This window comes from Streptomyces sp. NPDC045846 (assembly GCF_056431605.1).
The window spans coordinates 1-26,062 of the sequence record NZ_JBWKKJ010000027.1; the positions used below are offsets into that span (position 1 = coordinate 1).

At 71.6% G+C, this 26,062-nt stretch carries 28 protein-coding genes and 3 tRNA genes; 22 read left to right on the forward strand and 9 right to left on the reverse strand.

Annotated elements, in window-relative coordinates:
* The 4 genes from AC07F3_RS39585 to AC07F3_RS39600 form a co-directional block, all read right to left on the reverse strand.
* A partial coding sequence (locus AC07F3_RS39585) for a 2-oxoacid:acceptor oxidoreductase family protein (protein ID WP_479119777.1) occupies positions 1 to 606 on the reverse strand: 606 nt, incomplete at its 3' end.
* Positions 607 to 923: 317 nt separating this feature from the next.
* Positions 924 to 1,583: a response regulator transcription factor gene (locus AC07F3_RS39590; RefSeq protein WP_189389549.1), complete on the reverse strand. Its 660-nt coding sequence runs from the start codon at positions 1,581 to 1,583 to the stop codon at positions 924 to 926.
* 177 nt (positions 1,584 to 1,760) lie between these two features.
* Positions 1,761 to 3,086: a sensor histidine kinase gene (locus AC07F3_RS39595; RefSeq protein ID WP_479119825.1), complete on the reverse strand. Its 1,326-nt coding sequence runs from the start codon at positions 3,084 to 3,086 to the stop codon at positions 1,761 to 1,763.
* Between the two features lie 156 nt (positions 3,087 to 3,242).
* Entirely contained in the window at positions 3,243 to 4,457 is a 1,215-nt protein-coding gene (locus AC07F3_RS39600) for a sensor histidine kinase (RefSeq protein ID WP_479119778.1), read from the reverse strand.
* A 224-nt stretch (positions 4,458 to 4,681) separates the two neighbouring features.
* Between AC07F3_RS39600 and AC07F3_RS39605 the strand changes: the two genes are divergently transcribed.
* The 14 genes from AC07F3_RS39605 (at position 4,682) to AC07F3_RS39670 (ending at position 17,249) form a co-directional block, all read left to right on the forward strand.
* Complete coding sequence (locus tag AC07F3_RS39605; protein WP_114037282.1) at positions 4,682 to 5,065, forward strand: NADH-quinone oxidoreductase subunit A; 384 nt, start codon at positions 4,682 to 4,684, stop codon at positions 5,063 to 5,065.
* Positions 5,056 to 5,661, forward strand: coding sequence for an NADH-quinone oxidoreductase subunit B (locus tag AC07F3_RS39610; protein ID WP_053724081.1), 606 nt, complete (start codon positions 5,056 to 5,058; stop codon positions 5,659 to 5,661). The genes AC07F3_RS39605 and AC07F3_RS39610 overlap by 10 nt, the downstream gene beginning before the upstream one ends.
* Positions 5,658 to 7,142: an NADH-quinone oxidoreductase subunit C gene (locus tag AC07F3_RS39615; RefSeq protein ID WP_479119780.1), complete on the forward strand. Its 1,485-nt coding sequence runs from the start codon at positions 5,658 to 5,660 to the stop codon at positions 7,140 to 7,142. Before AC07F3_RS39610 ends, AC07F3_RS39615 begins: the two co-directional genes overlap by 4 nt.
* Positions 7,135 to 8,103 (forward strand): complex I subunit 1/NuoH family protein, encoded by a 969-nt coding sequence (locus AC07F3_RS39620; protein ID WP_479119781.1) that lies wholly within the window; start codon positions 7,135 to 7,137, stop codon positions 8,101 to 8,103. The genes AC07F3_RS39615 and AC07F3_RS39620 overlap by 8 nt, the downstream gene beginning before the upstream one ends.
* Positions 8,103 to 8,681: a NuoI/complex I 23 kDa subunit family protein gene (locus AC07F3_RS39625; protein WP_479119782.1), complete on the forward strand. Its 579-nt coding sequence runs from the start codon at positions 8,103 to 8,105 to the stop codon at positions 8,679 to 8,681. Before AC07F3_RS39620 ends, AC07F3_RS39625 begins: the two co-directional genes overlap by 1 nt.
* Positions 8,678 to 9,289, forward strand: coding sequence for an NADH-quinone oxidoreductase subunit J family protein (locus tag AC07F3_RS39630; protein ID WP_479119783.1), 612 nt, complete (start codon positions 8,678 to 8,680; stop codon positions 9,287 to 9,289). Before AC07F3_RS39625 ends, AC07F3_RS39630 begins: the two co-directional genes overlap by 4 nt.
* Positions 9,289 to 9,663 carry an NADH-quinone oxidoreductase subunit NuoK gene (nuoK, locus tag AC07F3_RS39635; protein ID WP_469835819.1) on the forward strand — a complete coding sequence of 125 codons (375 nt, stop codon included), beginning with the start codon at positions 9,289 to 9,291 and terminating at the stop codon, positions 9,661 to 9,663. Before AC07F3_RS39630 ends, nuoK begins: the two co-directional genes overlap by 1 nt.
* Positions 9,660 to 11,660, forward strand: coding sequence for an NADH-quinone oxidoreductase subunit 5 family protein (locus tag AC07F3_RS39640; protein ID WP_479119785.1), 2,001 nt, complete (start codon positions 9,660 to 9,662; stop codon positions 11,658 to 11,660). Before nuoK ends, AC07F3_RS39640 begins: the two co-directional genes overlap by 4 nt.
* Before the next feature lie 3 nt (positions 11,661 to 11,663).
* Entirely contained in the window at positions 11,664 to 13,238 is a 1,575-nt protein-coding gene (locus AC07F3_RS39645) for a complex I subunit 4 family protein (RefSeq protein ID WP_479119787.1), read from the forward strand.
* A complete protein-coding gene (locus tag AC07F3_RS39650; protein WP_479119788.1) occupies positions 13,235 to 14,767 on the forward strand; it encodes an NADH-quinone oxidoreductase subunit N in 1,533 nt (510 codons plus the stop codon). The genes AC07F3_RS39645 and AC07F3_RS39650 overlap by 4 nt, the downstream gene beginning before the upstream one ends.
* A 192-nt stretch (positions 14,768 to 14,959) precedes the next feature.
* Complete coding sequence (locus AC07F3_RS39655) at positions 14,960 to 15,415, forward strand: large conductance mechanosensitive channel protein MscL (protein WP_479119789.1); 456 nt, start codon at positions 14,960 to 14,962, stop codon at positions 15,413 to 15,415.
* 148 nt (positions 15,416 to 15,563) lie between these two features.
* A complete protein-coding gene (gene htpX / locus AC07F3_RS39660; protein ID WP_479119791.1) occupies positions 15,564 to 16,427 on the forward strand; it encodes a zinc metalloprotease HtpX in 864 nt (287 codons plus the stop codon).
* Positions 16,424 to 16,816: a YccF domain-containing protein gene (locus AC07F3_RS39665; protein ID WP_479119792.1), complete on the forward strand. Its 393-nt coding sequence runs from the start codon at positions 16,424 to 16,426 to the stop codon at positions 16,814 to 16,816. The genes htpX and AC07F3_RS39665 overlap by 4 nt, the downstream gene beginning before the upstream one ends.
* Before the next feature lie 163 nt (positions 16,817 to 16,979).
* On the forward strand, positions 16,980 to 17,249 hold the full coding sequence (locus AC07F3_RS39670; protein ID WP_114037228.1) for a GlsB/YeaQ/YmgE family stress response membrane protein: 270 nt from the start codon (positions 16,980 to 16,982) through the stop codon (positions 17,247 to 17,249).
* Here AC07F3_RS39670 and AC07F3_RS39675 read toward each other — a convergent pair.
* The 3 genes from AC07F3_RS39675 to AC07F3_RS39685 form a co-directional block, all read right to left on the reverse strand.
* The gene (locus AC07F3_RS39675; protein WP_479119793.1) at positions 17,235 to 17,933 is read right to left on the reverse strand and encodes an alpha-ketoglutarate-dependent dioxygenase AlkB family protein; all 699 of its coding nucleotides are present in this window, start codon (positions 17,931 to 17,933) and stop codon (positions 17,235 to 17,237) included. The two genes, AC07F3_RS39670 and AC07F3_RS39675, sit on opposite strands and share 15 nt — an antisense overlap.
* Positions 17,930 to 18,439: a methylated-DNA--[protein]-cysteine S-methyltransferase gene (locus AC07F3_RS39680; RefSeq protein WP_479119794.1), complete on the reverse strand. Its 510-nt coding sequence runs from the start codon at positions 18,437 to 18,439 to the stop codon at positions 17,930 to 17,932. Before AC07F3_RS39680 ends, AC07F3_RS39675 begins: the two co-directional genes overlap by 4 nt.
* A gap of 100 nt (positions 18,440 to 18,539) precedes the next feature.
* Positions 18,540 to 19,028 carry a YajQ family cyclic di-GMP-binding protein gene (locus tag AC07F3_RS39685; protein ID WP_100578076.1) on the reverse strand — a complete coding sequence of 163 codons (489 nt, stop codon included), beginning with the start codon at positions 19,026 to 19,028 and terminating at the stop codon, positions 18,540 to 18,542.
* 225 nt (positions 19,029 to 19,253) lie between these two features.
* Between AC07F3_RS39685 and AC07F3_RS39690 the strand changes: the two genes are divergently transcribed.
* A tRNA-Tyr gene (locus AC07F3_RS39690) sits at positions 19,254 to 19,335 on the forward strand.
* A 140-nt stretch (positions 19,336 to 19,475) separates the two neighbouring features.
* Here AC07F3_RS39690 and AC07F3_RS39695 read toward each other — a convergent pair.
* Positions 19,476 to 20,132 (reverse strand): SDR family oxidoreductase, encoded by a 657-nt coding sequence (locus tag AC07F3_RS39695; protein WP_479119795.1) that lies wholly within the window; start codon positions 20,130 to 20,132, stop codon positions 19,476 to 19,478.
* Between the two features lie 53 nt (positions 20,133 to 20,185).
* Positions 20,186 to 21,457 carry an amidohydrolase family protein gene (locus AC07F3_RS39700; RefSeq protein WP_479119797.1) on the reverse strand — a complete coding sequence of 424 codons (1,272 nt, stop codon included), beginning with the start codon at positions 21,455 to 21,457 and terminating at the stop codon, positions 20,186 to 20,188.
* A gap of 231 nt (positions 21,458 to 21,688) precedes the next feature.
* On the opposite strand from AC07F3_RS39700, the gene AC07F3_RS39705 reads away from it, so the two are divergent.
* The 7 genes from AC07F3_RS39705 (at position 21,689) to AC07F3_RS39735 (ending at position 25,304) form a co-directional block, all read left to right on the forward strand.
* Positions 21,689 to 21,761 (forward strand) — tRNA-Thr (locus tag AC07F3_RS39705).
* A gap of 44 nt (positions 21,762 to 21,805) precedes the next feature.
* Positions 21,806 to 21,878: transfer RNA gene (locus tag AC07F3_RS39710), tRNA-Met, on the forward strand.
* 88 nt (positions 21,879 to 21,966) lie between these two features.
* Positions 21,967 to 22,131, forward strand: a complete 165-nt coding sequence (gene rpmG / locus AC07F3_RS39715; RefSeq protein ID WP_003956487.1) for a 50S ribosomal protein L33 — start codon at positions 21,967 to 21,969, stop codon at positions 22,129 to 22,131.
* A gap of 113 nt (positions 22,132 to 22,244) precedes the next feature.
* Positions 22,245 to 22,697 carry an FAS1-like dehydratase domain-containing protein gene (locus AC07F3_RS39720; protein ID WP_479119799.1) on the forward strand — a complete coding sequence of 151 codons (453 nt, stop codon included), beginning with the start codon at positions 22,245 to 22,247 and terminating at the stop codon, positions 22,695 to 22,697.
* Positions 22,698 to 22,702: 5 nt separating this feature from the next.
* Complete coding sequence (locus tag AC07F3_RS39725; RefSeq protein WP_479119800.1) at positions 22,703 to 23,137, forward strand: MaoC family dehydratase; 435 nt, start codon at positions 22,703 to 22,705, stop codon at positions 23,135 to 23,137.
* A gap of 83 nt (positions 23,138 to 23,220) precedes the next feature.
* Positions 23,221 to 23,790, forward strand: a complete 570-nt coding sequence (locus AC07F3_RS39730; RefSeq protein WP_479119801.1) for a TetR/AcrR family transcriptional regulator — start codon at positions 23,221 to 23,223, stop codon at positions 23,788 to 23,790.
* Between the two features lie 71 nt (positions 23,791 to 23,861).
* The gene (locus AC07F3_RS39735; protein ID WP_479119802.1) at positions 23,862 to 25,304 is read left to right on the forward strand and encodes a DHA2 family efflux MFS transporter permease subunit; all 1,443 of its coding nucleotides are present in this window, start codon (positions 23,862 to 23,864) and stop codon (positions 25,302 to 25,304) included.
* Positions 25,305 to 26,062: the final 758 nt, after the last annotated feature.

Genomic DNA, 26,062 nt, shown 5'->3' on the forward strand with positions numbered 1-26,062 from the left:
ATACATCCACGACAAAAGACCCAGCGCGAACATGTTCTTGCTGCGCTCGGCCTCCTTCCGCGACAGACCGAACTCCTTCAACGCCTCGATCGTCAGCGTCGTCAACGGCACCCGATGCACGTTGTACGCCGACAGGGAGCCGTCCTCCAGTGGAGACGTGACATAGCCGACCTTGGCCATCGCGCGCTTCGCGAACTCGTCCGTGTTCACGATGATCTCCGCGCCCCGCGGCACATCCGCCAGGTTCGCCTTCAACGCCGCCGGGTTCATCGCCACCAGCACATTCGGCGCATCGCCCGGCGTCAGAATGTCGTGGTCCGCGAAATGCAGCTGGAAACTCGACACACCCGGCAACGTCCCGGCAGGCGCCCGGATCTCCGCCGGGAAATTCGGCAGCGTCGACAAGTCGTTTCCGAACGACGCCGTCTCCGAGGTGAACCGGTCGCCGGTGAGCTGCATGCCATCACCCGAATCACCCGCGAAACGAATGATGACACGGTCGAGACGCCGGATTTCCTTCTCCCCGGCGGGCCTGCGCTGCTCCCCGACAAGGGCCTCATCGGCTCCGTCGGCCTGCTCGGCTGGGCTACTGACCTGGCTGGTCACTGAACTGGACCTCCCTCGGGCGGGCTGCTCGGGCGCATCCGGCCGACCGGTAGCGCCAAGGCCCACCCTACGTCGGTAAGGGTCGCCTTCCTTGGACCGCTCATATGTTGGACGCTCTTTTGAGACGCCCTGATGCCCTGAATTGCCACGATTTACCCGCCCCCCGGCCCCTTCTGCTAAGACGCCCAGCCATCCTTCTTCGGTTCTAGGTCTCACCGTGTCGGGAGCCCAGCGAGCGGCGGCTCAATCCGGCTCGGAGACCGAGTCTCCACCCTGTCGGCTGGATCCTGCTTGAACCTCGACAGGGTGGCAGGCCCTCACGAATTGATGTAGGTCAACACCGCCAGAACACGCCGGTGATCCCCGTCGCTCGGCGAGAGCCCCAGCTTCAGGAAGATGTTGCTGACGTGCTTCTCCACCGCGCCGTCGCTGACGACGAGCTGTTTGGCGATCGCGGAGTTGGTCCGCCCCTCGGCCATCAGTCCTAGGACCTCCCGCTCGCGCGGGGTGAGGTTGGCCAGCACGTCCTGCTTGCGGCTGCGCCCGAGCAGCTGCGCCACCACCTCCGGGTCGAGGGCGGTGCCGCCCTGGGCGACCCGCACCACGGCCTCGACGAACTCCCTGACCTCGGCGACCCGGTCCTTGAGCAGATAGCCGACGCCCCGGCTCGACCCGGCGAGCAGCTCGGTGGCGTACTGCTCCTCCACGTACTGGCTGAGCACCAGCACCCCGATGTCCGGATACAACTTGCGCAGCAGCACCGCCGCGCGCACGCCCTCGTCGGTGTGGGTGGGCGGCATCCGCACGTCCGCCACCACGACATCGGGCAGCGCGCCCTCGTCGGCCAGCTCTCCCACCGTCTTGACCAGCGCGTCTCCGTCGCCCACTCCCGCGACGACCTCATGCCCCCGGTCGGTCAGCAGCCGGGTCAGGCCCTCCCGAAGCAGTACCGAATCCTCGGCGATGACCACCCGCACCCTGTCCTCCACGACTTCGCAGCCCCCCGGCTCCTTTGGCACCCCACGGCTCAGTGCGAACCGTGGCGCTGTGCCCCTCCAGCATCCCAGCATCCGGGCGGTAATCCGCGTGCGCCAGGCAAAAACCCCCCGACCCCGTGTTGGGGGGGGCCGGGAGGCGAGGGGCGGCGGTGGGGGCTAGGCCCGCCAGGGGAGCTCCGCCGTGATCGTGGTCGGGCCGCCGCGCGGCGAGTCCACCACGAGGATCCCGTCCACCGCGTCGAGCCGCTCGGCGAGCCCCGCGAGGCCGGACCCGGCGCTCACGTCGGCGCCGCCGCGCCCGTTGTCGCCGACCTGGAGCATCAGCCGGGCGCCGGCCCGCCACACGTCGACGGAGGCGCGGCTCGCCCCGCTGTGCTTGCTGACGTTCTGGAGCAGCTCGGAGACGGTGAAGTACGCGATGCCCTCGATCGCCGGGACCGGTCGGCCCGGCAGGTCCACGTCGACCTGCACCGGCACGGTGCAGCGGGAGGCGACGGAGGAGAGGGCGGCGTCCAGGCCGCGGTCGGTGAGGACGGCCGGGTGGATGCCGCGGGCCAGGTCGCGCAGCTCCTGGAGGGCGACCTTCACCTCGCCGTGCGCCTCGTCCACCATCGCGGCTGCCGCCTCGGGGTCCTCGGTGAGCTTCTCCTTGGCCAGGCCCAAGTCCATCGCGAGGGCCACCAGGCGGGCCTGCGCCCCGTCGTGCAGATCCCGCTCGATGCGCCGCAGGTCGGCAGCGGAGGTGTCCACGACGACGCCGCGGTCCGACTCCAGCTCGGTGACCCGCTCCTCCAGGCGCGAGGGCCCGAGCAGCCCGATGACCATCACCTTGTCCATCGTGGCGAGCCCCCGGACCAGCCACGGCACGGCCAGCGTGATCAGCAGCCCGACCAGCGAGGTCAGCGCGATCTCGAACGGCGAGGACAGGTACACGTCGTGGTGGTCGTCCCCGTAGAGCTGGAGGCCAGCCTGGCCCGCGTACATCGGGAACACCCACTGCCACAGCGGGTACGTGAACAGCGCCCAGCCGACCGTCCACAGCGGCAGAGCAGTGCAGAAGGCGAAGAGCGCCCAGGGGAAGTGCAGGACCGAGTACAGCAGGTGGCGCCAGGAGACGCCGCTCTTGAGGACGCCGCCGATCCACGACATGAGGCCGCCGCGCGACCGCGCCGGGTGCGGCTCGTCGATCTCGACGCCGAGCAGCGCCCGGGCCCGGGCCCGCTCCATCACCCCGAAGACGCGGCAGCCGAGCAGGGCCACCGCCAGCAGCGGAATGCCGATGAAGGTGACCAGCAGACCGGCGCTCACCGACACGGTGGTGACGGCCCAGCAGAACAGCACGATGCTGATCGGCAGGCTCAGCATCAGATAGCCGAACTCCCGGAAGGTCCGCGCCTCGAACGGGGCACGCAGCACCGGCGGAAGGAGGTGCCGCCGCGGCTCGGCGGGCCGTGCCGCGCCGTACCCGTACTCGGTGTCCATCGTCATCGGTCCCGTCCGTCCGTTTCCTCGCCCCGCGCGGCCGCCGTGTCCGACGGCCGCCCCCTGTGAACACCAGCTTCGTCGGTGCGCGGGGCCCGGACCATGCGGCCGGTCACCCTCTTCGGCCGGGGGTTTTCCCTACCCCCGGCCCACCGGTCAGTCCCTCGGGCCCCGGTCGCGCCACGGCAGTTCGGCCGTGACGAGGGTGGGCCCGCCCACGGGCGACTCCAGGACGAGCAGCCCGTCCACCGCGCCGAGCCGCTCGGCCAGGCCCGCCATGCCGCTGCCCCCGTCCAGCCGCGCGCCGCCCACCCCGTCGTCCTCGACCTGGATGAGCAGCCGGTCCGCGCTGCGCCACACCTCGACCGAGGCGCCCCGCGCGCGGCTGTGCTTGCTGACGTTCTGGAGCAGCTCGGAGACGGTGAAGTAGGCGATGCCCTCGATCGCGGGGGCGGGCCGCGCGGGCAGGTCGACCGTGACCCTGACCGGCACCGTGCAGCGGGAGGCGACGGAGGAGAGGGCGGCGTCCAGGCCGCGGTCGGTGAGGACCGCGGGGTGGATGCCGCGGGCCAGGTCGCGCAGCTCCTGGAGGGCCAGCTTCACCTCGCCGTGCGCCTCGTCCACCATCGCGGCCGCCGCCTCCGGGTCCTCGAGCACCTTCTCCTTGGCGAGGCCGAGTCCCATCGCGAGGGCCACCAGGCGGGCCTGCGCCCCGTCGTGCAGATCCCGTTCGATGCGGCGCAGATCCGCGGCTGCCGTGTCGACCACGACACCCCGGTCCGACTCCAGCTCGGCGATCCGCCGCTCCAGTTCGTCCGAGGGCGACAGCAGCGCGCGCACCATCATCCGGTCGGCGTTGGTGAGACCCCGCGCCACGAACCCGAGCACCGGCCACGCCACGAGCAGGGAGACCAGCGTGACCGTGAAGGTCAGGATCCCCCAGGGCAGCCGCACGAACTCGTACAGCACACCGCGCCAGGCCACCGGGTCCTTCACGCTCGTCCACAGCCAGGCGAAGAAGCCGCCGTGCCGGCGCGGACTCGCCGGGATCGGCGTCGGCTCGTCGATCCGCACCCCCAGCAGCGCCCGCGCCCGGGCCCGTTCGGCCTTGCCGAGCTGGCGCGCGCCGAGCAAACCCACCGCGAGCAGCGGAAGGCCGATCACCGTGATCGACAGACCGACGCCGAGCACGACGGTCACGACGACGTAGACGAAGCCGATCAGCGCCAGCGGCAGGTTGGCGAGGAGATGGGCGACCTCCTTCCACGTGTGCCGGCCGTAGGCGAACCGCACCGCGGGCGGGGCGGCGTTCTCGTCGCGGCCGGCGTGTGCTGCTGGGTACCGCTGCTGGTCGCGGAGGGTGCTGGTCATGGTGCCAAGCCTGCCGGGCCGCGATCGCCGGCGCCATGGGGTGCCGCACCCTCTCGCACGGGGGAAAACCCCACCCCCGTAGCCCATACCGTGAGACGCGGCTGCCCAGGGTCCCCTTAGCAGGGCCTAGACTCCCGTCCGTACACAGCGTCGAACAGGGCGCGACGAGACCATCGAGGCCAGGGAGCGAGGGGCGCGACGTGCCGGAACCGACCGTGCGCCAGATGCCGGTGTTGGCTGCCGACTACTTCCACAGCTATTCGGTCGTCGGCCTGCTCGCCGTGATCGGCGTGCTGTTCGTCGCCGTGGCCTTCGGGGCCGGGCGGCTGCTGCGGCCGGTCGTGCCGACGCCGGAGAAACTCCTGACGTACGAGTGCGGCGTGGACCCGGTGGGCGAGGGCTGGGCCCACACCCAGGTCCGCTACTACGTCTACGCCTTCCTGTACGTGATCTTCGCCGTCGACTCGATCTTCCTCTTCCCCTGGGCGACCGTCTTCGCGGCCCCGGGCTACGGCGCGACCACCCTCGTCGAGATGTTCATCTTCCTCGGCTTCCTGGCCGTGGGACTGCTCTACGCATGGAAGAAGGGCGTCCTGGAATGGACGTGACGACTCCCGGACCCGAGTCGCAGCCCGTGCTGCTGCCCGAGCCGAAGAAGCTGGGCGTGCTCTCGCGCCTGGCCCCCGAGCCGATGAAGGTGGTCCTCAACTGGGGCCGCCGCTACAGCCTGTGGGTCTTCAACTTCGGCCTCGCCTGCTGCGCCATCGAGTTCATCGCGGCCTCCATGGCCCGCCACGACTTCATCCGGCTCGGCGTGATCCCCTTCGCGCCCGGCCCGCGCCAGGCCGACCTCATGATCGTCTCCGGCACGGTGACGGACAAGATGGCGCCCGCCGTGAAGCGGCTGTACGAGCAGATGCCCGAGCCCAAGTACGTCATCTCCTTCGGCGCCTGCTCCAACTGCGGCGGCCCGTACTGGGACTCGTACTCGGTGACCAAGGGCGTGGACCAGATCATCCCGGTCGACGTGTACGTGCCCGGCTGCCCGCCCCGGCCCGAGGCGCTGCTCCAGGGCATCCTCAAGCTCCAGGAGAAGATCGCTCGCGAATCGCTCGGCGAGCGCTACGCGAACGCGGCCACCCCGGCCCAGCTCACCAGCGGCCTCGTCGCCGCCCCGCCCACCCCGGGGGAGGGCCAGGCGTGACCGCGTACGACAGCCTGCCCGGCGGCGTCACCGAGATCTTCGGCGCCGAGTCCACGGCGGAGGAGGCGTACGGCCTGCTCACGGTCGACGTGCCCGCCGGTTCCTGGATCGCGGCCCTCGAAACCGCCCGCGACGAGCTGGGCTGCACCTACTTCGACTGGCTGAGCGCGGTCGACGAACCCGGCACGGGCTTCCGGGTCTGCGCGCACGTCGTGGCGCTCGGCGACGGCCGGGTCCGCCGTCTGCTCGTGCGCACGACCGTCCCGCACGCGGCGCCCGCGCTGCCCTCCGCCGTCGACGTCTACGCGGGCGCGGCCTGGCACGAGCGCGAGACCCACGAGATGTTCGGCGTGGACTTCACCGACCACCCGCACCTGGTCCCGCTCCTCCTGCCCGACAACTTCGAGGGCCACCCGCTGCGCAAGGACTTCGTGCTCGCGGCCCGGGTCGCCAAGGCGTGGCCGGGTGCCAAGGAGCCGGGCGAGTCCGAACACGGCGGCCCCAAGCGCCGCCAGATGCTCCCGCCCGGCGTCCCCGACCCGAACGAGTGGGGCCCCCTGAAGGGCCAGCTCCCCCCGGCCCCGGCCCGCCCGGCCCGCACCCCGCGCGCGGCAGGAGCGACCACCGACCGCCCGACCCGCCGCACCCGCAGCGTGTCGGAGGGTTCGGCGTCGCAGGCGGTCCCGGATGCGCCGGAGGCGGCCGGGACCCCGGATGCTTCTGCGGTACGTCCGCGTCGGACGCGCAGCGTGTCGGAGGGTTCGGCGTCGCAGGCGACCCCGGACGCGCCGGAGGCGGCCGGTCCTTCGGCAGGGGCTCCCGAGGCTTCTGCGGTGCGTCCGCGTCGGACCCGGAGCGTGTCGGAGGGTTCGGCGTCACAGGCGACCCCGGACGCGTCCGAGGCGGCCGGGACCCCGGATGCTTCTGCGGTACGTCCGCGGCGGACCCGGAGTGCGGGCGAGGGTTCGGCGTCGCAGCAGGCCGGTGCCGTGGCGGGGGAGCCCGCCGCGCCGCCCCGGACGCGCAGTGCGGACGCCCCCTGGCACAACCCCAAACCAGCCTTCACCGACGAGACCCCGGAGCGGGCCGAGGTCGAGGCCCCCGCCGAGGGCGAGCCGAAGCCGACCGCGAGGCGGGAGTCCACCCCGGCGTCGGAGCCGACCGCGGACCCAGAGTCCGCCCCAGCCTCGGAGCCGACCCCGGTTCAAGAGTCCGCCCCGGTCCCGGAGCCGACCGCGGACCCCGAGTCCAGCCCGGTCCAAGCGCCCGCCCCAGCCTCGGAGCCGACCCCGGCCCAAGCGCCCGCCCAAGAGTCCGCCCCGGACGAAGAGCCAGCCCCGGACGAAGAGTCGACGGCCGACGAGCCGACCCCGGCTCAACCGCAGCCCCCCGCCAGGGAGCCCGCTTCCGGAGCCGAGGGGGCCGACGTGTCCGACCCCGCCGAATCCACCGACCCCGCCGGAGGCGACCCGCGTGAATGACGCACTCGACGTCGCCCTCCGGCTGGTCGTCGTCTTCGCCGTGTTCATGGTGCTGCCGCTCGTCATCGGGCAGACCGAGCACAAGGTGATGGCGCACATGCAGGGCCGGCTCGGCCCGATGTACGCGGGCGGCTTCCACGGCTGGGCCCAACTCGTCGCCGACGGCGTGAAGTTCGCGCAGAAGGAGGACGTCGTACCGGCCGCGGCCGACCGGCGGATCTTCCAGCTCGCGCCCGCCGTCGCGCTGCTGCCCTACCTCCTCGTGCTCGTGGCCGTCCCGATCGGCCCGGGCGAGGGCGCGGTCGGCCAGGTCGTCGACGCGGGCATCTTCTTCGTGCTCGCCGTGATGGGCGTGGGCGTGCTCGGCTCGCTCATGGCGGGCTGGGCCTCGGCCAACAAGTTCTCCCTCCTGGGCGGACTGCGCACCGCCGCCCAGCTCCTCGCGTACGAGCTGCCGATGCTGCTCGCCGCCGCCTCCGTGGCGATGGCGGCCGGCACGGTCTCGCTGCCGGGCATCCTCAACGCCTTCCACTGGTGGTGGCTGCCCTGGCAGATCATCGGCGCGCTGGTCTTCTTCGTCGCGGGCCTCGCCGAACTCCAGCGCCCGCCCTTCGACATGCCCGTCGCCGACTCCGAGATCATCTTCGGCGCGTACACCGAGTACACGGGACTGCGCTTCGCGCTGTTCCTGCTCGCCGAGTACGCCGGCATCGTCGTCCTGTGCGGCCTCACCACCGTCCTGTTCCTGGGCGGCTGGCACGGCCCGTGGGGCGCCGACGGTCTGGGCTGGGTCTGGACCCTGCTCAAGACGGCCGTGCTCGCCTTCGTCGTGATCTGGCTCCGGGTCAGCTACCCCCGGCTCCGCGAGGACCAGTTGCAGAAGCTCGCCTGGACCACGCTCATCCCGCTCGCCCTCGCGCAGATCGCGCTCACCGGCATCGTGAAGGTGGCGATCAGCTAATGCCCATCCCCGGTTCCGGCCTCGCCAAGGGCCTCGCCGTCACGCTCCGCACGATGACGAAGAAGACCGTCACCGCGCAGTACCCCGACGTCCAGCCCGAACTCCCGCCCCGCAGCCGGGGCGTGATCGGCCTGTTCGAGGAGAACTGCACGGTGTGCATGCTGTGCGCCCGCGAGTGCCCCGACTGGTGCATCTACATCGACTCCCACAAGGAGACGGTCCCGGCCGCGGTCGAGGGCGGCCGCGAACGCAGCCGCAACGTCCTCGACCGCTTCGCCATCGACTTCTCGCTCTGCATGTACTGCGGTATCTGCATCGAGGTGTGTCCTTTCGACGCGCTGTTCTGGTCCCCCGAGTTCGAGTACGCGGAGACGGACATCCACGAACTCACCCACGAGCGCGACAAACTGCGCGAGTGGATGTGGACGGTCCCGGCCCCGCCCGCGCTCGACCCGGGCGCCGAGGAGCCGAAGGAGGTCGCCGCCGCCCGCAAGGCCGCCGACAAGCTGGCCGCAGCGGAGGCCGCCGCCCCCGCCGACCCCGCTCCGGGCTCCGGCCCCGAGGGAGGCCGGGCATGAGCGGGATCCTCGCCCAGGGCGCCCTCACCGCGCCGCACGGCTTCCTGTCGCCGACCGGCGTGGAGATCGCGTTCCTCCTCGTCGGCATCGCCACCCTCGGCGCCGCCGTCATGACCGTCACGACTCGGCAGCTGGTGCACGCGGCCCTGTGGCTGGTGGTGGCGCTCGGCGGCCTGGCCGTCGAATACCTCCTGCTCACCGCCGAGTTCATCGCCTGGGTGCAGGTCCTCATCTACGTCGGTTCGATCGTGGTGCTCCTCCTGTTCGGACTGATGCTCACCAAGGCCCCGATCGGCCCCTCCCCGGACGCCGACTCCGGCAACCGCTGGGCGGCGCTCACGGTGGCCGTCGCCGCCGCCGGGACCCTCGTCTGGGTCGTCGTGGACGCCTTCCGCACGAGCTGGATCGACCTCGCGGGACCCGCCCAGGGCTCCACCAAGGTGTCCGGCGAGATCCTCTTCCGGCACTGGGTGCTGCCCTTCGAGGCGCTGTCCGTGCTCCTCCTGGCCGCCCTGGTCGGCGCGATCGTGCTGTCCCGCAAGAGCGCCCCCGGCGATGCCCCGGACGCCACCACCGCTGCCGCCGCCCGTGAGACGGAGTCGCGCTGATGCACCTCGCCTATCCCGCCGTGCTCGCCGTCCTCCTGTTCTGCACCGGTCTCTACGGTGTGCTCGCGCGGCGCAACGCGATCCTGGTCCTGATGTCGGTCGAGCTGATGCTCAACGCCGTCAACCTCAACCTCGTCGCCTTCGACGTCTGGCTGCGCGACACCCTCCACGCGGGCCAGGCGCTCACCCTGTTCACGATCGCCATCGCCGCCGCCGAGATCGGCATCGGCCTGGCCATCGTGCTCGCGGTGTACCGCAACCGCGGCACCGCGGACATCGACCGGCTCCGCGACACCGCCGAGGGCCCGGGCCCCGACCCGGCCGACCCCGAAGACCCCGCCGCCCCGGCACAGAAGGCTGAGGCCGCCGCGTGACCACCACGACCCTCGCCGTCCTCGTCCCCCTCCTCCCGTTCCTGGGCGCCGCGGCCGGACTGCTGCTCGGCCGCCGGGCCCCCGGCTTCGTCCGGCCGCTCGCGGTCCTGCCGACGTTCGCCGCGTTCGTGCTCGCCGTCGTCGTGGCCGTCGACCAGGGCGGCGACAAGGCCATCGACGCGGCCACCCGCCTCACCCCGACCGGCTCGGTCCCGATCGAACTCGCCCTCCACCTGGACGGGTTCGCGGTCCTCGTCGCCGTCCTGGTCGGCCTGGTCGCCACCTGCGTCCAGCTCTACTCGACGGGCTATCTGCGCGACGACCCGCGCTACACCTCGTACGCCGCGCTCGTCTCCCTCTTCACCTCCGCGATGCTGCTCGTCGTCTACTCCGGCGACCTGATGGTGCTCCTGGTCGGCTGGGAGATCATGGGCATCTGCTCGTACTTCCTGGTCGGCCACTACTGGGAGACCCCCGAGGCGCGTGCCGCCTCCCTCAAGGCCTTCCTGGTCACCAAGCTCGGCGACGTCCCCTTCCTGATCGGTCTGTTCGCGCTCGCCACCGACGCCGGTACGTTCCGCATCACCGGCGTCGTCCAGGCCGCCCTGACCGGCGGCATCGGCCACCCCACCCTCGTCGCGCTGCTGCTGCTCGCCGGGGTGGCCGGCAAGTCGGCGCAGTTCCCGCTGCACACCTGGCTGCCCGACGCGATGGCCGGCCCGACCCCGGTCTCCGCGCTGATCCACGCCGCGACGATGGTCGCCGCCGGTATCTACTTCGTGGCCCGGCTGCTGCCCGTCTTCGCCGCCTCGGCGGCCGCGATGACCGTGCTCGCCGTGATGGCCGCGCTCACCATGGTCGGCTCGGCGCTCGCCGCGCTCGCCCAGGACGACATCAAGCGCGTGCTCGCCTACTCGACCATCGGACAGCTCGGCTACATGTCGGGCGCGCTGGCCGTGGGTGACCGCGGGGCCGCCGTCTTCCACCTCCTGTCGCACGGCGCCTTCAAGGCGCTCCTCTTCCTCGCCGCTGGCGTGGTCATCCACGCCGCCGGCACCAACTCGCTGACCGCGATGTCCCGCATGGGCGGCCTCGCCAAGCGCATCCCCGACGCGTACTGGACGATGACCGTCGCCCTGCTCGCGCTCGCCGCGATCCCTCCCTTCGCCGGGTTCTTCTCCAAGGAGGCCGTCCTGTCCGCCGCCGAGCACACCGCGCTCGGCGAGAGCCAGGTCGCCCCCTCCGGCGCGGGCTGGACCGTGCTGATCGCCGGACTCCTCACCGCCCTCCTCACCGCCGCCTACGCCATGCGGCTGTGGCTGCTCGCCTTCCGAGGCAGGGGAGTCGAGGCCCCGGACCACGGCAGGCAGCCCGTCGTCATGAACGCCGTCCTGTGGGTGCTCGCCATCCCCTCCATCGGCTTCGGACTCACCACCGGCTACCTCCGCGACTGGTTCGACGGACACACGCTGACCCCCGCCGTCACCACCTCCGTCCTGTCCACGGGCGTCGCCCTGGTCGGCGGTCTGGTCACCTACGCGGCCTGGCGCCACACCTCGGCGCTGGCCGCCCGCACCCCGCTGGGCGCCGTCGCCGCGCACCCCGAGGCCGACGGCGGCCTGGTCGAGGAGGAGGCCATCGCCAGCCACACCCAGGTGTACGGCGACATCGCGTCCGCTCCCGACCCCGCCGACCCCGGCCGTCTCCTGCTCGGCCCGCTGCACCGCCACGCGGCCACCGGATTCCACCTGGACGCCGTCTACCACGTGCTGTTCGTCCGGCCCGTCCTGGCCGCGGCCGGCCTCGTCCGGTTCCTGGACCGCGAGGTCGTCGAGACCTACGTCCGCGGGGCGAGCGCCCTGCCGCGCTGGTTCGGCTGGGCCGTGCGGCGCGCGCAGAACGGCAATGTGCAGAGCTACCTCAGCGCGCTGCTGGCGGGCTCACTCGTCCTGGCGGCCGCCGTGGTCGTCCTTGCCAACGTCACCGCGGGGTCCTGAGCCGTGATCGATATCAGCGAGTCCGTGATGCAGTTCCTTCTGGCGTTCATCGTCGTCGTCCCCCTCATCGGCGCCGTGGCGGCCCTGCTGCCCGCCCCGCCCGGACTGAGGGGCCGGAGCCCCGAACAGGCCGTGCTGCGCCACGGCGTGACCGTGACCGGCGTGATCCTGCTCGCCGCGATCGTCCTCGCGCTCGGCTTCGACCACGGCCACCCGTCGAAGATGCAGGCCACGACGGACATCCAGTGGATCCCCGCGCTCAACGTCCACATCCACCTGGGCGTCGACGGCATCTCACTCCCCCTCCTCGTCCTGACCGCGCTGCTGACCTTCCTCTGCGCGCTGTACAGCTACTTCAAGATGCCTTCCGGCCCCGGCCCGAAGGCGTTCGTCGCGCTCCTGCTCGTCCTGGAGTCCGGCACCCTCGCCACCTTCGCCGTCCTCGATCTCGTGCTGTTCTTCCTCGCGTTCGAGATGGTCCTCATCCCGATGTACTTCCTGATCGCCCGCTGGGGCGGGGACCAACGGCAGGCGGCCGCCTGGAAGTTCATCCTCTACACGCTGCTCGGCTCGGTCGTCATGCTGCTCGGCCTGCTCCTGATCGGACTCAAGGCGGGCACGTTCGACATGGTGGCACTCGCCACTGACAACGGCCGCGGCCTGACCACGTCCGTGCAGGTCATCGCCGTTCTGGCGATCGGGATCGGGCTCGCGGTCAAGACCCCGATGTTCCCCCTGCACAGCTGGCTCCCGGACGCCCACACCGCCGCCCCGACCGTCGGCTCGGTGCTCCTGGCCGGCGTCCTGCTGAAGATGGGCACGTACGGGTTCGTCCGCATCGTCCTGCCGATCGCGCCGCACGGCATGCACACCTTCGCGCCCTACCTGGCCGCCTTCGCCGTCGCCGGGATCATCTACGGGTCCCTCGCCTGCCTCGCGCTCGCCAAGCAGGGCAACAAGGGCGACCTGAAGCGGCTCATCGCGTACTCCTCCGTCGGCCACATGGGCTTCGTGCTGCTCGGCATCGCCTCGATGACCCCCACCGGGGTGAACGGCGCGCTGTTCGCCAACATCGCCCACGGCCTCATCACCGGCCTGCTGTTCTTCTTGGTCGGCGCCCTCAAGGACCGCTACGGCACCGCCGACCTCGACACCCTGGCCGGGGCCACCGGAGCCGCCCTCTACGGCCGGGCCCCGCGCCTGGGCGGGCTGCTCGCCTTCGCCGCCGTCGCCTCGCTCGGCCTGCCCGGACTCGCCGGGTTCTGGGGCGAGATGCTCGCGATGTTCGGCGCCTTCGACCCGGCCGCGGGGCTCAGCCGCCCCGCGTACCTCACCTTCGTGGCCGTCGCCGCGCTCGGCACCCTGCTCACCGCCGCCTACCTGCTGGTCGTGGTGCGCCGGGTCTGCATGGGCGGCAGGCCGGCCGAGGCGCCCGTGCTCGCCGACGTCCAGGGGTACGAGCTCGCCGCCTGGAGCCCGCTCGTCGCGCTCACCGTCCTCGCCGGGCTCTGGCCCGCGGTCCTCCTCGGCCTCACCGACCCGGCCGTCCAGAAGCTCCTCGCAGGAGGCAAGTCGTGACCCCCGACGTCACCACCGCGGCGGCCGGCACCGCAAGCCTGGTCCAGTCCGTCGACTGGGTCGCGATCGCCCCGCCCCTGATCGCCGCGGCACTGGCCCTGGTCGTGCTCCTCGCCGACCTGTTCCTGCCCCCGGCGCGCAAGCGGATGCTCGGCTGGGTCACGATCGCGGGCCTGGTCGCGGCGCTCGCCTCCCTGGCGCCGCTGCGCACCGGCAGCCGCTCCACGTTCTGCCTCACCGCCAACCCGGACGCGTGCAGCTACACCGTCGACCAGTTCGCCTTCGTCATCCAGGCCCTGGTGCTCGGCGGCGCCCTGCTGACCGCCCTCCTCTCGGTGCGGGACACCGAGGAGAGGCTGCCCGCGGGCGAGTTCTGGTTCCTGCTGCTCTCCTCGGCGGCCGGTGCGGCCCTGCTGCCCGCCGCCCGCGACCTGGCCACCCTCGTCGTCGCCCTGGAAGTCGCCTCGCTGCCCGCGTTCGCGCTGGTCGGGCTCAAGCGCGGCGACCGGCTGTCCTCCGAGGCGGCCCTGAAGTTCTTCCTGTCGTCGGTCACCGCCACCGCCGTGATGCTGCTCGGCGTCAGCTTCGTGTACGCGGCGACCGGCACCCTGCACCTCACGGAGATCGCCACCAAGCTCGCCGACGTCCCCGGCCAGCTGGGCACCGTCGCCGAGACCGGCGTCGTGCTGACCCTCGTCGGCTTCGCCTTCAAGACGGCCGCCGCGCCCTTCCACTTCTGGGTGCCCGACACCTATGTGGGCGCGCCGCTGCCCGTCGCCGCCTACCTCTCGGTGGTCGGCAAGGCGGTCGGCTTCTCCGGACTCATCCTGGTGACCGTCGTCGCCTTCCCCGCGTACGCCGACGTGTGGGGCCCCGCGCTCGCCGTCCTGGCCGCGCTGACCATGACCGTCGGCAACGCGGCCGCGCTGCGCCAGTCCGCCGCCCGCGCGTACAGCGCGGTGCGGCTGCTCGCCTGGTCCTCGGTGGGCCAGGCCGGCTACCTCCTGGTGCCGATCGCGGCCGCCGCCTACTCGGGCAACAGCCAGGTCGGCGCGACCGTCGCGTACGCCCTGATGTACGCCGTGGTGAACCTGGGCGCGTTCGCGGTCGCCGCCCTGGTGGCCCGCGGCCGACCGCTGAACCGCCTCGCCGACTACCGGGCCCTGTACGCCGAGCGCCCGTTCGCCGCGCTCGCGCTCGCCTTCTTCCTGCTGTGCCTGGCCGGACTGCCGCCCGGCATCATCGGCCTGTTCGCCAAGGTCACCGTCTTCTCGGCGGCGGTCGACGCGGGGCTCGGCTGGCTCGCGGTCGTCATGGCGGTCAACGTGGTCGTCGCCCTCTACTACTACCTGCGCTGGACCGCGCTCCTGTTCCGCTCGCCGGAGGCCGCCGAGGCCCCCGCCGGGGCGGAGCGGCCCCGGGTCCCGGCCCCGCTCACCGTCGCCATCGCGCTCACCGCGGTCATCGGCGTCGTGCTGTCGGGCGCGCCCCAACTGGTCCTGCACTTCGCCTCGGTGACCCTCTTCTGAGGACGCGCGCTCTCGCACGGGCGCGCCGTCGGCGTGCCTCCATCGCGGCGGGCCGGGCGTTTTGGCGCGCCCGGTCCGCGGGCACGGTTTGGTCGACACGCCCCTGACAAGGCACTGTCGTACGCGCACACCAAAGGTGGGCACGTACGTACGACACACCAGACACGGTCATGGCGAGCAAGGAGCAGAGCGGTGCTGAGCGGGTTCAAGGACTTCATCCTGCGCGGGAACATAGTCACGATGGCGGTCGGTCTGGCCGTCGGATCCGCCTTCACCGCGGTGGTCACGGGCTTCAGCACCGCGTTCATCACCCCGCTGATCGGCATGGCCACCCGCTCCACCGGCGACTTCAGCACGGCGACCTTCACCGCCGAGGGCGTGACCTTCCCGTACGGCAAGTTCATCAGCGCGGCCATCGCCTTCGTGATCACGGCGGCGGTGCTCTACTTCCTCGTCGTCGTGCCCATGATGAAGGTCCAGGCACGTTTCGACCGGGACAAGCCCGTGGACATCAAGGCCGCCCTGCGCGACTGCCCCCGCTGCTACTCCCAGATCCCCGGCATCGCCACGCGCTGCTCGCACTGCACCAGCGAGATCGAGCCCGACCCGACGGCCCTGGAGATGGCCGGGCTGCCCGCCCCGCGCTGACCGCTTCCCGTACGGCGTAACGCGCCCTCCAGCGCGCACAAGGGAACCAGCGTCCCCCGCCTGGCGTTGACCAGTACGGGAGAGTCCACTGGAACGTGGAAGGACGACCAGCGAAGGGCTCCCCGCCGTACCACTTGGAGGGCGTACCGTGCACCGCCGGCACAACGGGCTGAGGACAGCTGTCCTCCTCGGAGGACTGTCCGCGCTCATCATCGTCTTCGGCAGCTTCTTCGGCCGCGGAGGGCTGATCATCGCGGTCCTGGTGGCGCTGGGCACCAATGCCTACGCGTACTGGAACAGCGACAAGCTGGCGCTGCGGGCCATGCGGGCCCGCCCGGTCAGCGAGTTCGAGGCCCCGGCGCTGTACCGGATGGTCCGCGAGCTCTCGACGCAGGCGCGTCAGCCCATGCCCCGGCTGTACATCTCGCCCACGCAGGCGCCCAACGCCTTCGCGACGGGCCGCAACCCGCGCAACGCGGCCGTGTGCTGCACGGAGGGGATCATGCAGATCCTCGACGAGCGGGAGCTGAGGGGCGTGATCGGCCACGAGCTGAGCCACGTCTACAACCGCGACATCCTGATCTCGTCGGTCGCCGGCGCCCTCGCCTCGGTGATCATGTTCCTGGTCAACTTCGCCTTCCTGATCCCGATCGGCCGCTCCGACGACGACGACGGCCCGGGCATCGTGGGCATGCTGCTGATCATGATCCTGGGTCCGCTCGCGGCCTCGGTCATCCAACTGGCGATCAGCCGCTCCCGCGAGTACGAGGCCGACGCGTCCGGCGCCCAGCTCACCGGCGACCCGCTGGCCCTGGCGAGCGCGCTGCGCAAGCTCGAAGCGGGCACCCAGCAGCTGCCCCTGCCGCCGGAGCCCCGCATCGAGACCGCGAGCCACATGATGATCGCGAACCCCTTCCGGCCCGGTCAGGGAGTGTCCAAACTGTTCTCGACCCACCCGCCGATGGCGGAACGCATCGCCCGACTCGAACAGATGGCAGGTCGCCGCCCATGAAGACAATCCTGAACGTCATCTGGCTGATCCTGTGCGGCTTCTGGATGTTCCTCGGCTACCTGCTCGCGGGCCTGCTGCTCTGCGTGACGATCATCGGGATCCCGTTCGGCCTGGCCGCGTTCCGCATCGGCGTGTACGCCCTCTGGCCGTTCGGCTACACCGTGGTCGACCGCTCGGGGGCGGGCGCGCCCTCGTGTGTGGGCAACGTCCTGTGGCTGGTGCTGGCCGGCTGGTGGCTGGCGCTCGGCCACATCTTCACCGGCATAGCCCTGTGCGTCACGATCATCGGCATCCCGCTCGGCATCGCCAACTTCAAGCTGATCCCGGTGTCGTTGCTGCCCCTGGGCAAGGAGATCGTCCCCACCGACCAGCCGTTCGCCGCCCGGTGAGCCACGCGGCGCGGGCCCGACTGTGGCCTGCGCCGCACCCCGACCGGCGGCGCAACCGTGCGTGTGCCCGGGGCGTCTTCCCGGACGAACCGAATGGTTGCGGGGTTACGCAACACGGCAGCTACCCCGCGCAGCGTGCACGGACGAAGGGCAGGTTCCCGGCATGGGCATCGTCAGCTGGATCATTCTCGGCCTGCTGGCCGGGGCGATCGCCAAGATCCTGCTTCCCGGCCGCGACCCGGGCGGCCTGATCGGCACCACCCTCATCGGCGTGGCGGGAGCGTTCGTCGGCGGCTGGATATCGGCCCGCTGGCTGGACCGCCCGATCTCCAACCACTTCTACGACGGCGCCACTTGGGCGGCGGCGATCGGCGGCTCGCTCGTCCTGCTGATCATCTACCGCATCCTGTTCGGCAATTCACGCAGCCGCTGACGAGGACGGTGGCGGGGGCTGGGCGAGCCCGGTCTCGCGCAGGGTGATGTTGAGCCGCCCGCCGCTCAGGCCGGTGGCCGGATCGCCCGTCCCCGGCAGCACCTTGGGCACCCCGTGGTACGCGAACCGGGCCGGCCCGCCGAAGACGAACAGGTCGCCGGAGACCAGCTCCACATCGGTGTAGGGACGCCCGCGGTTCTCGCTGTTGCCGAACCGGAAGACGCAGCTGTCGCCGATGCTGAGCGAGACCACGGGCGCGCCGGACCGCTCGTCCTTGTCCTGGTGCAGGCCCATCTTGGCCGCGCCGTCGTAGAAGTTGATGAGCGCGGTGTCCGGGCGGTAGCCCTCGGCGGCCGGACCGCCGTACGCCGCCGCGACCGCGGCGCGCCCCAACTCGCCCAGCCAGTCGGGGAACGGGGGCACGGGGAGCCCGTTCACGTCGTCCGCGGTGCGGGTGTACCGGTAGGGCTGCCAGTGCCATCCGACGCACACCGTCCGCACGGACATGACACCGCCGTTGGGCAGCGTGGTGTGCCGGATCGGCACGGGCCCGCGCGCCCACTCCCGGCAGGCGGCCACCAGCTCGCGCTGCCGGTCGAGCGGGAGCCAGCCGGGCACGTGGACGGCGCCCGGCGCGATCTCGGCCCGCGCGGGCCGGGGCAGCCGGAACAGCCCCTCGCTCACGACGCCAGGGCCCCCTCCAGCCCGAGCAGCGCCGCCTTGCGCTCCAGACCACCGGCGTACCCCTTGAGGGAGCCGTCGGAGCCGATCACCCGATGGCACGGCCGCACCACGAGCAGCGGGTTCCGCCCGATCGCGGTGCCCACCGCGCGCACCTGCACCGACGTGGCCCCGATCCGCCGCGCGATCTCCCCGTATGAGGCCGTCGTCCCGTACGCGATGGCGTCCAGCTCGGCCCAGACCCGGCGCTGGAAGGCGGTGCCGGGCGCGTCGGCGGCGTACTCGACGTCGAAACGGGTCAGCTCGCCCGCGAAGTACGCCCGCAGCTGCTCGGCGATCGAGGCGAAGGCCTCGGGCGCCCGCCGCCACCCGTCCAGGACGACGGCGCCGCCCTTCTGCCCCGGCACGGAGAGCGAGACCAGCGCGGTCCCGCCCGGCGCGGTGGCCGATTCCTCACCCACGAGCAACAGCTCGCCCAGCGGGCTGTCGAGGGTCGCACAGACAGTCATCGCACTTTCCTTCCCTTGCGTACGACTCCGAGTCTGCGACCCCCGGCCGCGGGATGCTGGCGGAAAACGGACACCGCGTCCGGGGCCGGGGCGAGCGGGCTCAGCGGTAGTTCACGAACTGGATGGCGAAGTCGAAGTCCTTGCCCTTGAGCAGGGCCTGGACCGCCTGGAGGTCGTCGCGGCTCTTGGAGGAGACGCGGAGCTCGTCGCCCTGGACCTGCGCCTTGACGCCCTTGGGGCCCTCGTCGCGGATGACCTTCGCGACCTTCTTGGCGTTCTCCTGGGAGATGCCCTCCTCGATGGAGGCGAAGATCTTGTACTCCTTGCCGGACAGCTGCGGCTCGCCCGCGTCCAGCGACTTCAGCGAGATGCCGCGCTTGATCAGCTTGGTCTCGAAGATGTCGAGGATCGCCTTGACCCGCTCCTCGCCGTTCGCCTGCATCAGGATCTTCTCGCCGGACCACGAGATCGAGGCGTCCGTGCCCTTGAAGTCGTAACGCTGCGAGATCTCCTTCGCGGCCTGGTTGAGGGCGTTGTCGACCTCCTGCCGCTCGACCTTCGAGACGATGTCGAAACTGGAGTCGGCCATGTCCTGTGGCTCCTTGGATCGGGTGCGTGTGGGTGCGCACCAGCCCTGCGGCCGAGCGCGCGGCGACCCGGCCCCACTGCCGAACCACCGCCCCAAAGCCTAGTCACCCCGTGCCCGCCACAGCGCTGATCAATGGGGTGGCGAAGCACCCCTGGGCATCGGGTATCGTTTACGTCGTTGCCACGGAGCACCGCCGAAAGCGGGAATCCAACGGCGACATCCCATGGCGGTGTGCCCGAGTGGCCAATGGGAACGGACTGTAAATCCGTCGGCTCTGCCTACCCAGGTTCGAATCCTGGCGCCGCCACAGTGGGTGAAACCCCTGGTCTTCTGCGACACGCAGAAGTCCAGGGGTTTCTTCGTTTCACGCCTTCCGTACGGCCTCCGGCCCGGAGTGAGGCAGCTCACCCGGGCCGGACGCCGTACGGATGCCAGGGGCCCGGGGGCTCAGTTGCCCGCCACGCCCTTCACCGCGACCGCCAGCGGCGAGGAGCCGGTGATCAGTTCCAGGGTCAGGCCCGCTGTCGCGGGGGTGTCGAGGAGTTCGGCCAGGGTGGCGGCCACGTCGTCGCGGGGGATCGCGCCGTGGCCGGTCGAGGCGGCCAGGGAGACCAGGCCGCGGCCCGCGTCGTTGGTCAGCGAGCCGGGGCGCAGGACCGTCCAGTCCAGGGCGGTGCGGGAGCGGATGGCGTCGTCGGCGGCGCCCTTCGCGCGCAGATAGGCGTCGAACACGCCGTCGCCGCGGTGCGCCGCGTTCGCGCCCATCGACGACACGATCACGTAGCGGCGTACACCCGCGCGTTCGGCCGCGTCGGCGAGCAGGACGGCCGCGGCCCGGTCCACCGTCTCCTTGCGGGCGGCGTCGCTGCCCGGGCCCGCGCCCGCCGCGAACACCACCGCGTCCGCGCCCCGCAGCACCTCGGCGACGGCGTCCACCGTCGCGGACTCCAGATCGAGTACGACCGGCTCCGCGCCGGCGTCCCGCAGGTCGTCCGACTGTTCCGGTTTGCGGATGATGCCCACGACCTCGTCGCCGCGCGCCGCGAGCAGCCGTTCGAGCCGCAGCGCGATCTGACCATGACCTCCAGCGATGACAATGCGCATGCTCCCGACGGTACGCGGAGATGCCGCCGCCCGCTGGCGGAGCGGCCGACTCGTCACCCGGTCTCGCCGCGCCCGGGGTCGGGCCGGCCCTGGCGGGGCAGGTCCAGGGCGACCGCCGCCGCCGAGTCGCAGTACTCGCGCACCGCGCTCGTGCGGGCCACCACCCTGCCCCGGTGGATGACGATGCGGCTGTAGGCGAGCGAGAGGGCACCCGCGATGCGCTCGCCCCGTACGGCGAGCAGTTCGGCCGGGAAGCCCGCCTCGACGCGCACCTCGGGCAGCCCCATCGTCTCGCGGGCCACCGAGCTGACCGCCGCGTACGCGTCCTCGGGGCGCAGGCAGGCCTGGGAGGCGAGGAGGTAGGCGGCCTCCAGGGGGTCGCCCCGGCCGACCGGGTTGGAGACGTCGCGCAACGCGCCGCTCCCGGCGGCCAGTCGGACTCCCGCTGCCTTCAACAGGCGTACAGGAGCGGCGCCTTGACGGTCCGTCATGCCGCAGCCGCCTTGGGGCAGGCAGGTCACCGCGACGCCCGCGGAGGCGAGTTGGTCGGCGGCGCGGGCCGCGGTGTCGCGCGGGAGGCGGGAGAGGCCGCCGCAGGGGCCGATCACGACGCCGGGGCGCAGCCCGCCGGACATGGCCGCGAGCCGGGCCAGCCGCGCCGGGTCGGAGCCGTCGGTGTGCAGGTCGACCGGGCAGCCGTGCTCGGCGGCGAGCTCCAGGACGGCTTCCGCGTAGCCGGCCGGGTCGGCGTCGAGATCGGGGCAGCCGCCGACCACGGAGGCGCCCATCTTCACCGCGTCGCGCAGCATGGCGAGCCCGTCCGCGCCGGCCACCCCGGTGAGCAGCCGGGGCACGGCGACCACCGCGAGCTCGGTGAGGCCGCGCAGCGAGCGGCGCGTCTGGAGCACCGCCTCCAGCGGGTCTAGGCCGCTCACCTCGTCGATGCGCACGTGCGAGCGCAGCGCGGTGGCGCCGTGCCCGAGCTGGAGCAGGGCGGCCTCGGTGGCCCGGCGCTGGACCTCCTCGACGGCGTACGAGACCGGCCCCTCCGCGCTGAAGGCGGTCAGGGCGGTGTCGCTGTGGGCGTGCGGCTCGGCGGGGGCGGGCAGCAGCAGGAAGCCGTTCAGGTCGACGCGGGAGGAGCCGTTGGCGGTGAGGCTGCCCGCGGTGCCGACGGCCTCGATGCGACCGCCGCCGAGCCGCACGTCCACGGTGCGGCCGTCGGCGAGCCGGGCGCCGCACAGCAGCAGGGAGGAGCCGGGGGCGGGGTCGGGGCCTTCGCCGGTGCCGGGGGAGTGGGCCGGCTGCTGGTGGCTGTCGGACATCGCGCTCCTGATCGGGCTCGGGTGATCGGGCTCGGGCGGGCATGATCACGCAGCGTGAGGCGAGCCTAGGGGCGCCCAACCCGCGCATCGAGGAGGAGCGAAATAGTCGTACCGGTGTGGCCCTGAGTGGCCTACGAGACCGGTGGGGCGGGGCCCCGGGAGGCCGCCCGCTGAGCGGCGGGAAACGGATTTGGGCGATCGGCGAAGGACCGTGTAATGTCTTCCTCGCTCGCCCCAATAGCTCAGTCGGTAGAGCGTCTCCATGGTAAGGAGAAGGTCTACGGTTCGATTCCGTATTGGGGCTCTGGTGCGGAAGCCCTCACCTTCGGGTGAGGGACTCCGTGTCAAAGCGGTGTAGCTCAGTCGGTAGAGCAAGCGGCTCATAATCGCTGTGTCACCGGTTCAAGTCCGGTCACCGCTACACACGGTAGCCGATTGTGGGGTCGGTCCTTCGATCGGCTACTCTTTTTTGCGTTCATCCGTCAACCCGTCCGTCAAGGAGCACTCACGTGGCTGCCACCGACGTCCGCCCGAAGATCACGCTGGCCTGCGTGGAGTGCAAGGAGCGGAACTACATCACCAAGAAGAACCGGCGTAACAACCCGGACCGTCTTGAGATGAAGAAGCACTGCCCGCGCTGCAACTCGCACACTGCGCACCGCGAGACCCGCTAACCACGGCGTCTGGCACTCAGGCTCGTTCGAGAGGCCGTTCCCCACACCGGGGAGCGGCCTTTCGGCGTACGAAGCCAGCACCCCATTCCTCATTCGCAGGAGGTAGCCAGCCGATGGCGCTCGACCAGTCCTTCGTGGGGCGGACCTATCCGCCCACCGCCCCGTACGAGGTCGGCCGCGAGAAGATCCGCGAGTTCGCCGTGGCGATCGGGGACGAGAACCCCGCGTACACCGACCCGGAGGCCGCCAAGTCGCTGGGGCACACCGATGTGATCGCGCCGCCGACCTTCGTGTTCGCCATCACGTTCAGCGCGGCGGGCCAGGTCGTCCAGGACCCGCAGCTGGGTCTGGACTACAGCAGGGTGGTGCACGGCGACCAGAAGTTCGCGTACAGCCGCCCGGTGCGCGCGGGCGACCGGCTGACCGTCACCTCGACCATCGAGGCGATCAAGTCCATGGCGGGCAACGACATCCTGGACATCCGGGGCGAGGTCCACGACGAGGCCGGCGAACACGTCGTGACCGCCTGGACCAAGCTGGTGTCCCGAGCGGCCGAGGGGGCGTGACGCAGATGACAGCGAAGATCCGTTACGAGGACGTGGAGCCCGGCACCGAGCTGCCGGCCCAGTCCTTCCCCGTGAGTCGCGCCACACTGGTCCAGTACGCGGGTGCCTCCGGCGACTTCAACCCGATCCACTGGAACGAGAAGTTCGCGAAGGAGGTCGGGCTGCCCGACGTCATCGCGCACGGCATGTTCACGATGGCGGCGGCGGCACGCGTGGTGACCGACTGGGTCGGTGACCCGGGCGCGGTGACCGAGTACGGCGTCCGCTTCACCAAGCCGGTCGTCGTCCCCAACGACGAGACCGGTGCGCTGATCGAGGTCAGCGCCAAGGTGGCGGCGAAGCTGGACGACGAGGCGCGCACGGTACGCGTCGACCTGACGGCGATGAGCGCGGGCCAGAAGGTGCTCGGGATGTCCCGGGCGGTCGTACGCCTGGCCTGAGCCGCCGGGCGCGGCCTCCCCGGAGGGGGCCGCGCCCGCCACGCGATTGACGAACTTAGTAATCGACCACTAACTTAATATCCATGGTCAGGATGAGCGCAGAGGAGCGGCGCGAGAGCGTCATTCGCGCGGCGATGGTGGAATTCGCCCGCGGTGGCTATCACGGCACGTCCACCGAGGTGATCGCCAAGCGGGTGGGCGTCTCACAGCCGTACCTCTTCCGCCTCTTCCCGAACAAGCAGGCCATCTTCCTCGCGGCGTCCGACCGGTGCATCGCGGAGACGATCGCGGTGTTCCGGGCCGCGTCCGAGGGGCTGGACGGCGAGGCGGCGCTGTCCGCGATGGCCGAGGCCTACCAGACCCTGATCGCCGAGGACCGCGACAAGCTGCTCCTGCAGATGCAGATCTATGTGGCCGCGGCCTCCGCGGAGGCGGCCGGGGACCACGAGTTCAGCAGGGCGGTGCGGGCGGGCTGGACGGAGCTGTACGACACGGTCCACCTGGCGCTGGGCGCCGATCCGGCCGAGACGACGACGTTCCTGGCGTACGGGATGCTCATCAACACCCTGGTGGCGCTGGGATTCCCGCCCGAGGACCGGGTCTGGAAGGGCTTCTACGAGTCGGCCCAGCCGAAGCGTCCCGGCACGGCGTAAGCCGGTCTTGAGGGGGCGCGCCTTTCCTGCGCACAGAAGTTAGTCATCAATTACTAACCCAAGGGGATGCGATGTCGGAGAAGACGGAGCGGGAAGCCCGGCCACGGCGCGGGGGCGCGGGCTGGGCGCTGGTGATCACCAGCGTGGCGGGGTTCATGGCGGCCCTGGACAACCTCGTCGTGACCACCGCGCTGCCCTCGATCCGCAAGGACCTCGGGGGAGCGCTGGACGACCTCGAATGGACGGTCAGCGCGTACACCCTCACCTTCGCGGTACTGCTGATGTTCGGGGCGGCGCTGGGTGACCGCTTCGGCCGCCGCAGGCTCTTCATCACCGGGCTGACGATCTTCACCGGGGCCTCGGCCGGCGCGGCGCTGGCGCCGGGGATCAACGGGCTGATCGCGGCCCGCGGGATACAGGGGGTCGGCGCCGCGATCATGATGCCGCTCACGCTCACGCTGCTGACCGCGGCCGTGCCCGCCGCCAAGCGCGGGCTGATGTACGGCATCTGGGGCGCGGTGAACGGCCTCGCGGTGGCCTCGGGCCCGCTGATCGGCGGCAGCCTCACCGAGCACGTGTCCTGGCAGTGGATCTTCTGGCTGAACGTTCCACTCGGTCTGATCACCCTTCCGCTGGCCCGGCTGCGCCTGAACGAGTCGTACGGCACGGGCGCCCCGCTCGACATCGTGGGCACGCTGCTGGCGAGCGGCGGGCTCTTCGGGATCGTGTACGCGCTGATCCGGGGCAACCCGGACGGCTGGACCAGCGCGACCGTGCTCACGGGTCTGATCGCCGGGGGCGTTCTCCTGGCGGGCTTCGTGGCACACGGCATGCGCAGCGCGAACCCGATGCTGCCGATGCGGCTGTTCCGCAGCAGGGCGTTCTCCGGGATCAACGCGGCGAGCCTGCTGATGTTCGTGGGGATGTTCGGCTCGATCTTCCTGCTCAGCCAGTTCCTGCAGAACGTGATCGGCTACTCGCCCACCGAGGCAGGTCTGCGGATGCTGCCGTGGACCGGCATGCCCATGATCGCCGCGCCGCTCGCGGGGTTCCTGTCCGACCGGATCGGCGGTCGGCCTGTCGTGGCGACGGGCCTCGCGCTCCAGGCGGTGGGTCTCGGGTGGTTCGCCGTGATCCTCTCGCCGCATGTCTCGTACGGGGCGCAGCTTCCGGCACTGATCGTCAGCGGCATCGGGATGGGCCTGTACTTCGCACCGGCCGCGAACCTGGTGATGTCCAGCGTGCGTCCCTCGGAACAGGGCATCGCCTCCGGCGCGAACAACGCGCTGCGGGAGGTGGGCGGCGCGCTCGGCATCGCGGTGCTGGCCTCGGTGTTCTCCGCGCAGGGCGGGTACGGGTCGGCGCAGGCCTTCGTGGACGGCCTCGCCCCCGCGCTCTGGGTGGGCGCGGGCGTAGTCGCGGCGGCCGCAGCCTCCGCCCTGCTCCTCCCCCGCCGCACTCCGTCCGCGCCCTCTGGGGTGGCCCGGGAAGAGGTGCGGGAGTTGGTGGGCTGAGGGGGGTACGACGGGGCCCTGTCCGCCCGTCACCCCGGGCGGGCGGGGTTCGCCTGCGGCGGACAGATACTTTCCCGCCCGCCCACCCGTTCTGCTCGCTTGGAAAGCGTGGCGGACTGGGGTTCGTTGCGGCCCGGGCGCCGGTGGTGGGGCGCCCGCCTGCGGCGGACAGATGCTTTCCCACCCGCCCGCCCGTTCTGCTCGCTTGGAAAGCGTGGGGGACTGGTGGGTGGTAGTGGTTCGCTGGCGGCCTGGCGCTGACGGGTATGCCAGGGGAGTGAGCAATAGCTGCCGGGAGCGCGGGTTGCCCGCACGAGCATGAAGGAGCACGGGCTGCGGGTGCTTGTCCGGTCGGGTGGTGGCGGTTGCCGGTCCAGAACCGGAGAAGCCCAGGCGGGCGCGTGTCCGGCTGGGCGGGGTTGTGGAGGCGCGATGCCCGGACCCGACCCAAAGGATCGCGGACAGGACGTGCCCGTACGGAATCGTGGCGGTGCGGTGTCTGGACCGGAGTCAACGGATCACGGACGGGTGCATGTCTGCGCGGGCGGACGCCGTGGTGGTGCGGTGTCTGGACCGGAACCAAAGGGTCAGGGGCGGGCGCTGTTCGGTCGGGTGGGGACGTGGCGGGGTGCCCCCGCAAGGAGGAGCGCTGGTTCTGGGGGCTTTTCGGTGGGCGGAACGGCGCGACGTATGAGGAGGTACCCCGTCGCGTCCACGCCCCCACGCTCCGGCGGTGCGATACGTACCGGCGAAGCCGC

Excerpts from the sequence above, each read along its gene's own strand:
- AC07F3_RS39595 (WP_479119825.1), bottom strand. The coding sequence starts at position 3,086 with ATGGACACCGAGTACGGGTACGGCGCGGCACGGCCCGCCGAGCCGCGG.
- AC07F3_RS39600 (WP_479119778.1), bottom strand. The coding sequence starts at position 4,457 with ATGACCAGCACCCTCCGCGACCAGCAGCGGTACCCAGCAGCACACGCC.
- AC07F3_RS39605 (WP_114037282.1), top strand. The coding sequence starts at position 4,682 with ATGCCGGTGTTGGCTGCCGACTACTTCCACAGCTATTCGGTCGTCGGC.
- AC07F3_RS39610 (WP_053724081.1), top strand. The coding sequence starts at position 5,056 with ATGGACGTGACGACTCCCGGACCCGAGTCGCAGCCCGTGCTGCTGCCC.
- AC07F3_RS39625 (WP_479119782.1), top strand. The coding sequence starts at position 8,103 with ATGCCCATCCCCGGTTCCGGCCTCGCCAAGGGCCTCGCCGTCACGCTC.
- AC07F3_RS39630 (WP_479119783.1), top strand. The coding sequence starts at position 8,678 with ATGAGCGGGATCCTCGCCCAGGGCGCCCTCACCGCGCCGCACGGCTTC.
- nuoK (WP_469835819.1), top strand. The coding sequence starts at position 9,289 with ATGCACCTCGCCTATCCCGCCGTGCTCGCCGTCCTCCTGTTCTGCACC.
- AC07F3_RS39665 (WP_479119792.1), top strand. The coding sequence starts at position 16,424 with ATGAAGACAATCCTGAACGTCATCTGGCTGATCCTGTGCGGCTTCTGG.
- AC07F3_RS39670 (WP_114037228.1), top strand. The coding sequence starts at position 16,980 with ATGGGCATCGTCAGCTGGATCATTCTCGGCCTGCTGGCCGGGGCGATC.
- AC07F3_RS39680 (WP_479119794.1), bottom strand. The coding sequence starts at position 18,439 with ATGACTGTCTGTGCGACCCTCGACAGCCCGCTGGGCGAGCTGTTGCTC.
- AC07F3_RS39685 (WP_100578076.1), bottom strand. The coding sequence starts at position 19,028 with ATGGCCGACTCCAGTTTCGACATCGTCTCGAAGGTCGAGCGGCAGGAG.
- AC07F3_RS39695 (WP_479119795.1), bottom strand. The coding sequence starts at position 20,132 with ATGCGCATTGTCATCGCTGGAGGTCATGGTCAGATCGCGCTGCGGCTC.
- AC07F3_RS39700 (WP_479119797.1), bottom strand. The coding sequence starts at position 21,457 with ATGTCCGACAGCCACCAGCAGCCGGCCCACTCCCCCGGCACCGGCGAA.
- AC07F3_RS39720 (WP_479119799.1), top strand. The coding sequence starts at position 22,245 with ATGGCGCTCGACCAGTCCTTCGTGGGGCGGACCTATCCGCCCACCGCC.
- AC07F3_RS39725 (WP_479119800.1), top strand. The coding sequence starts at position 22,703 with ATGACAGCGAAGATCCGTTACGAGGACGTGGAGCCCGGCACCGAGCTG.
- AC07F3_RS39730 (WP_479119801.1), top strand. The coding sequence starts at position 23,221 with ATGGTCAGGATGAGCGCAGAGGAGCGGCGCGAGAGCGTCATTCGCGCG.
- AC07F3_RS39735 (WP_479119802.1), top strand. The coding sequence starts at position 23,862 with ATGTCGGAGAAGACGGAGCGGGAAGCCCGGCCACGGCGCGGGGGCGCG.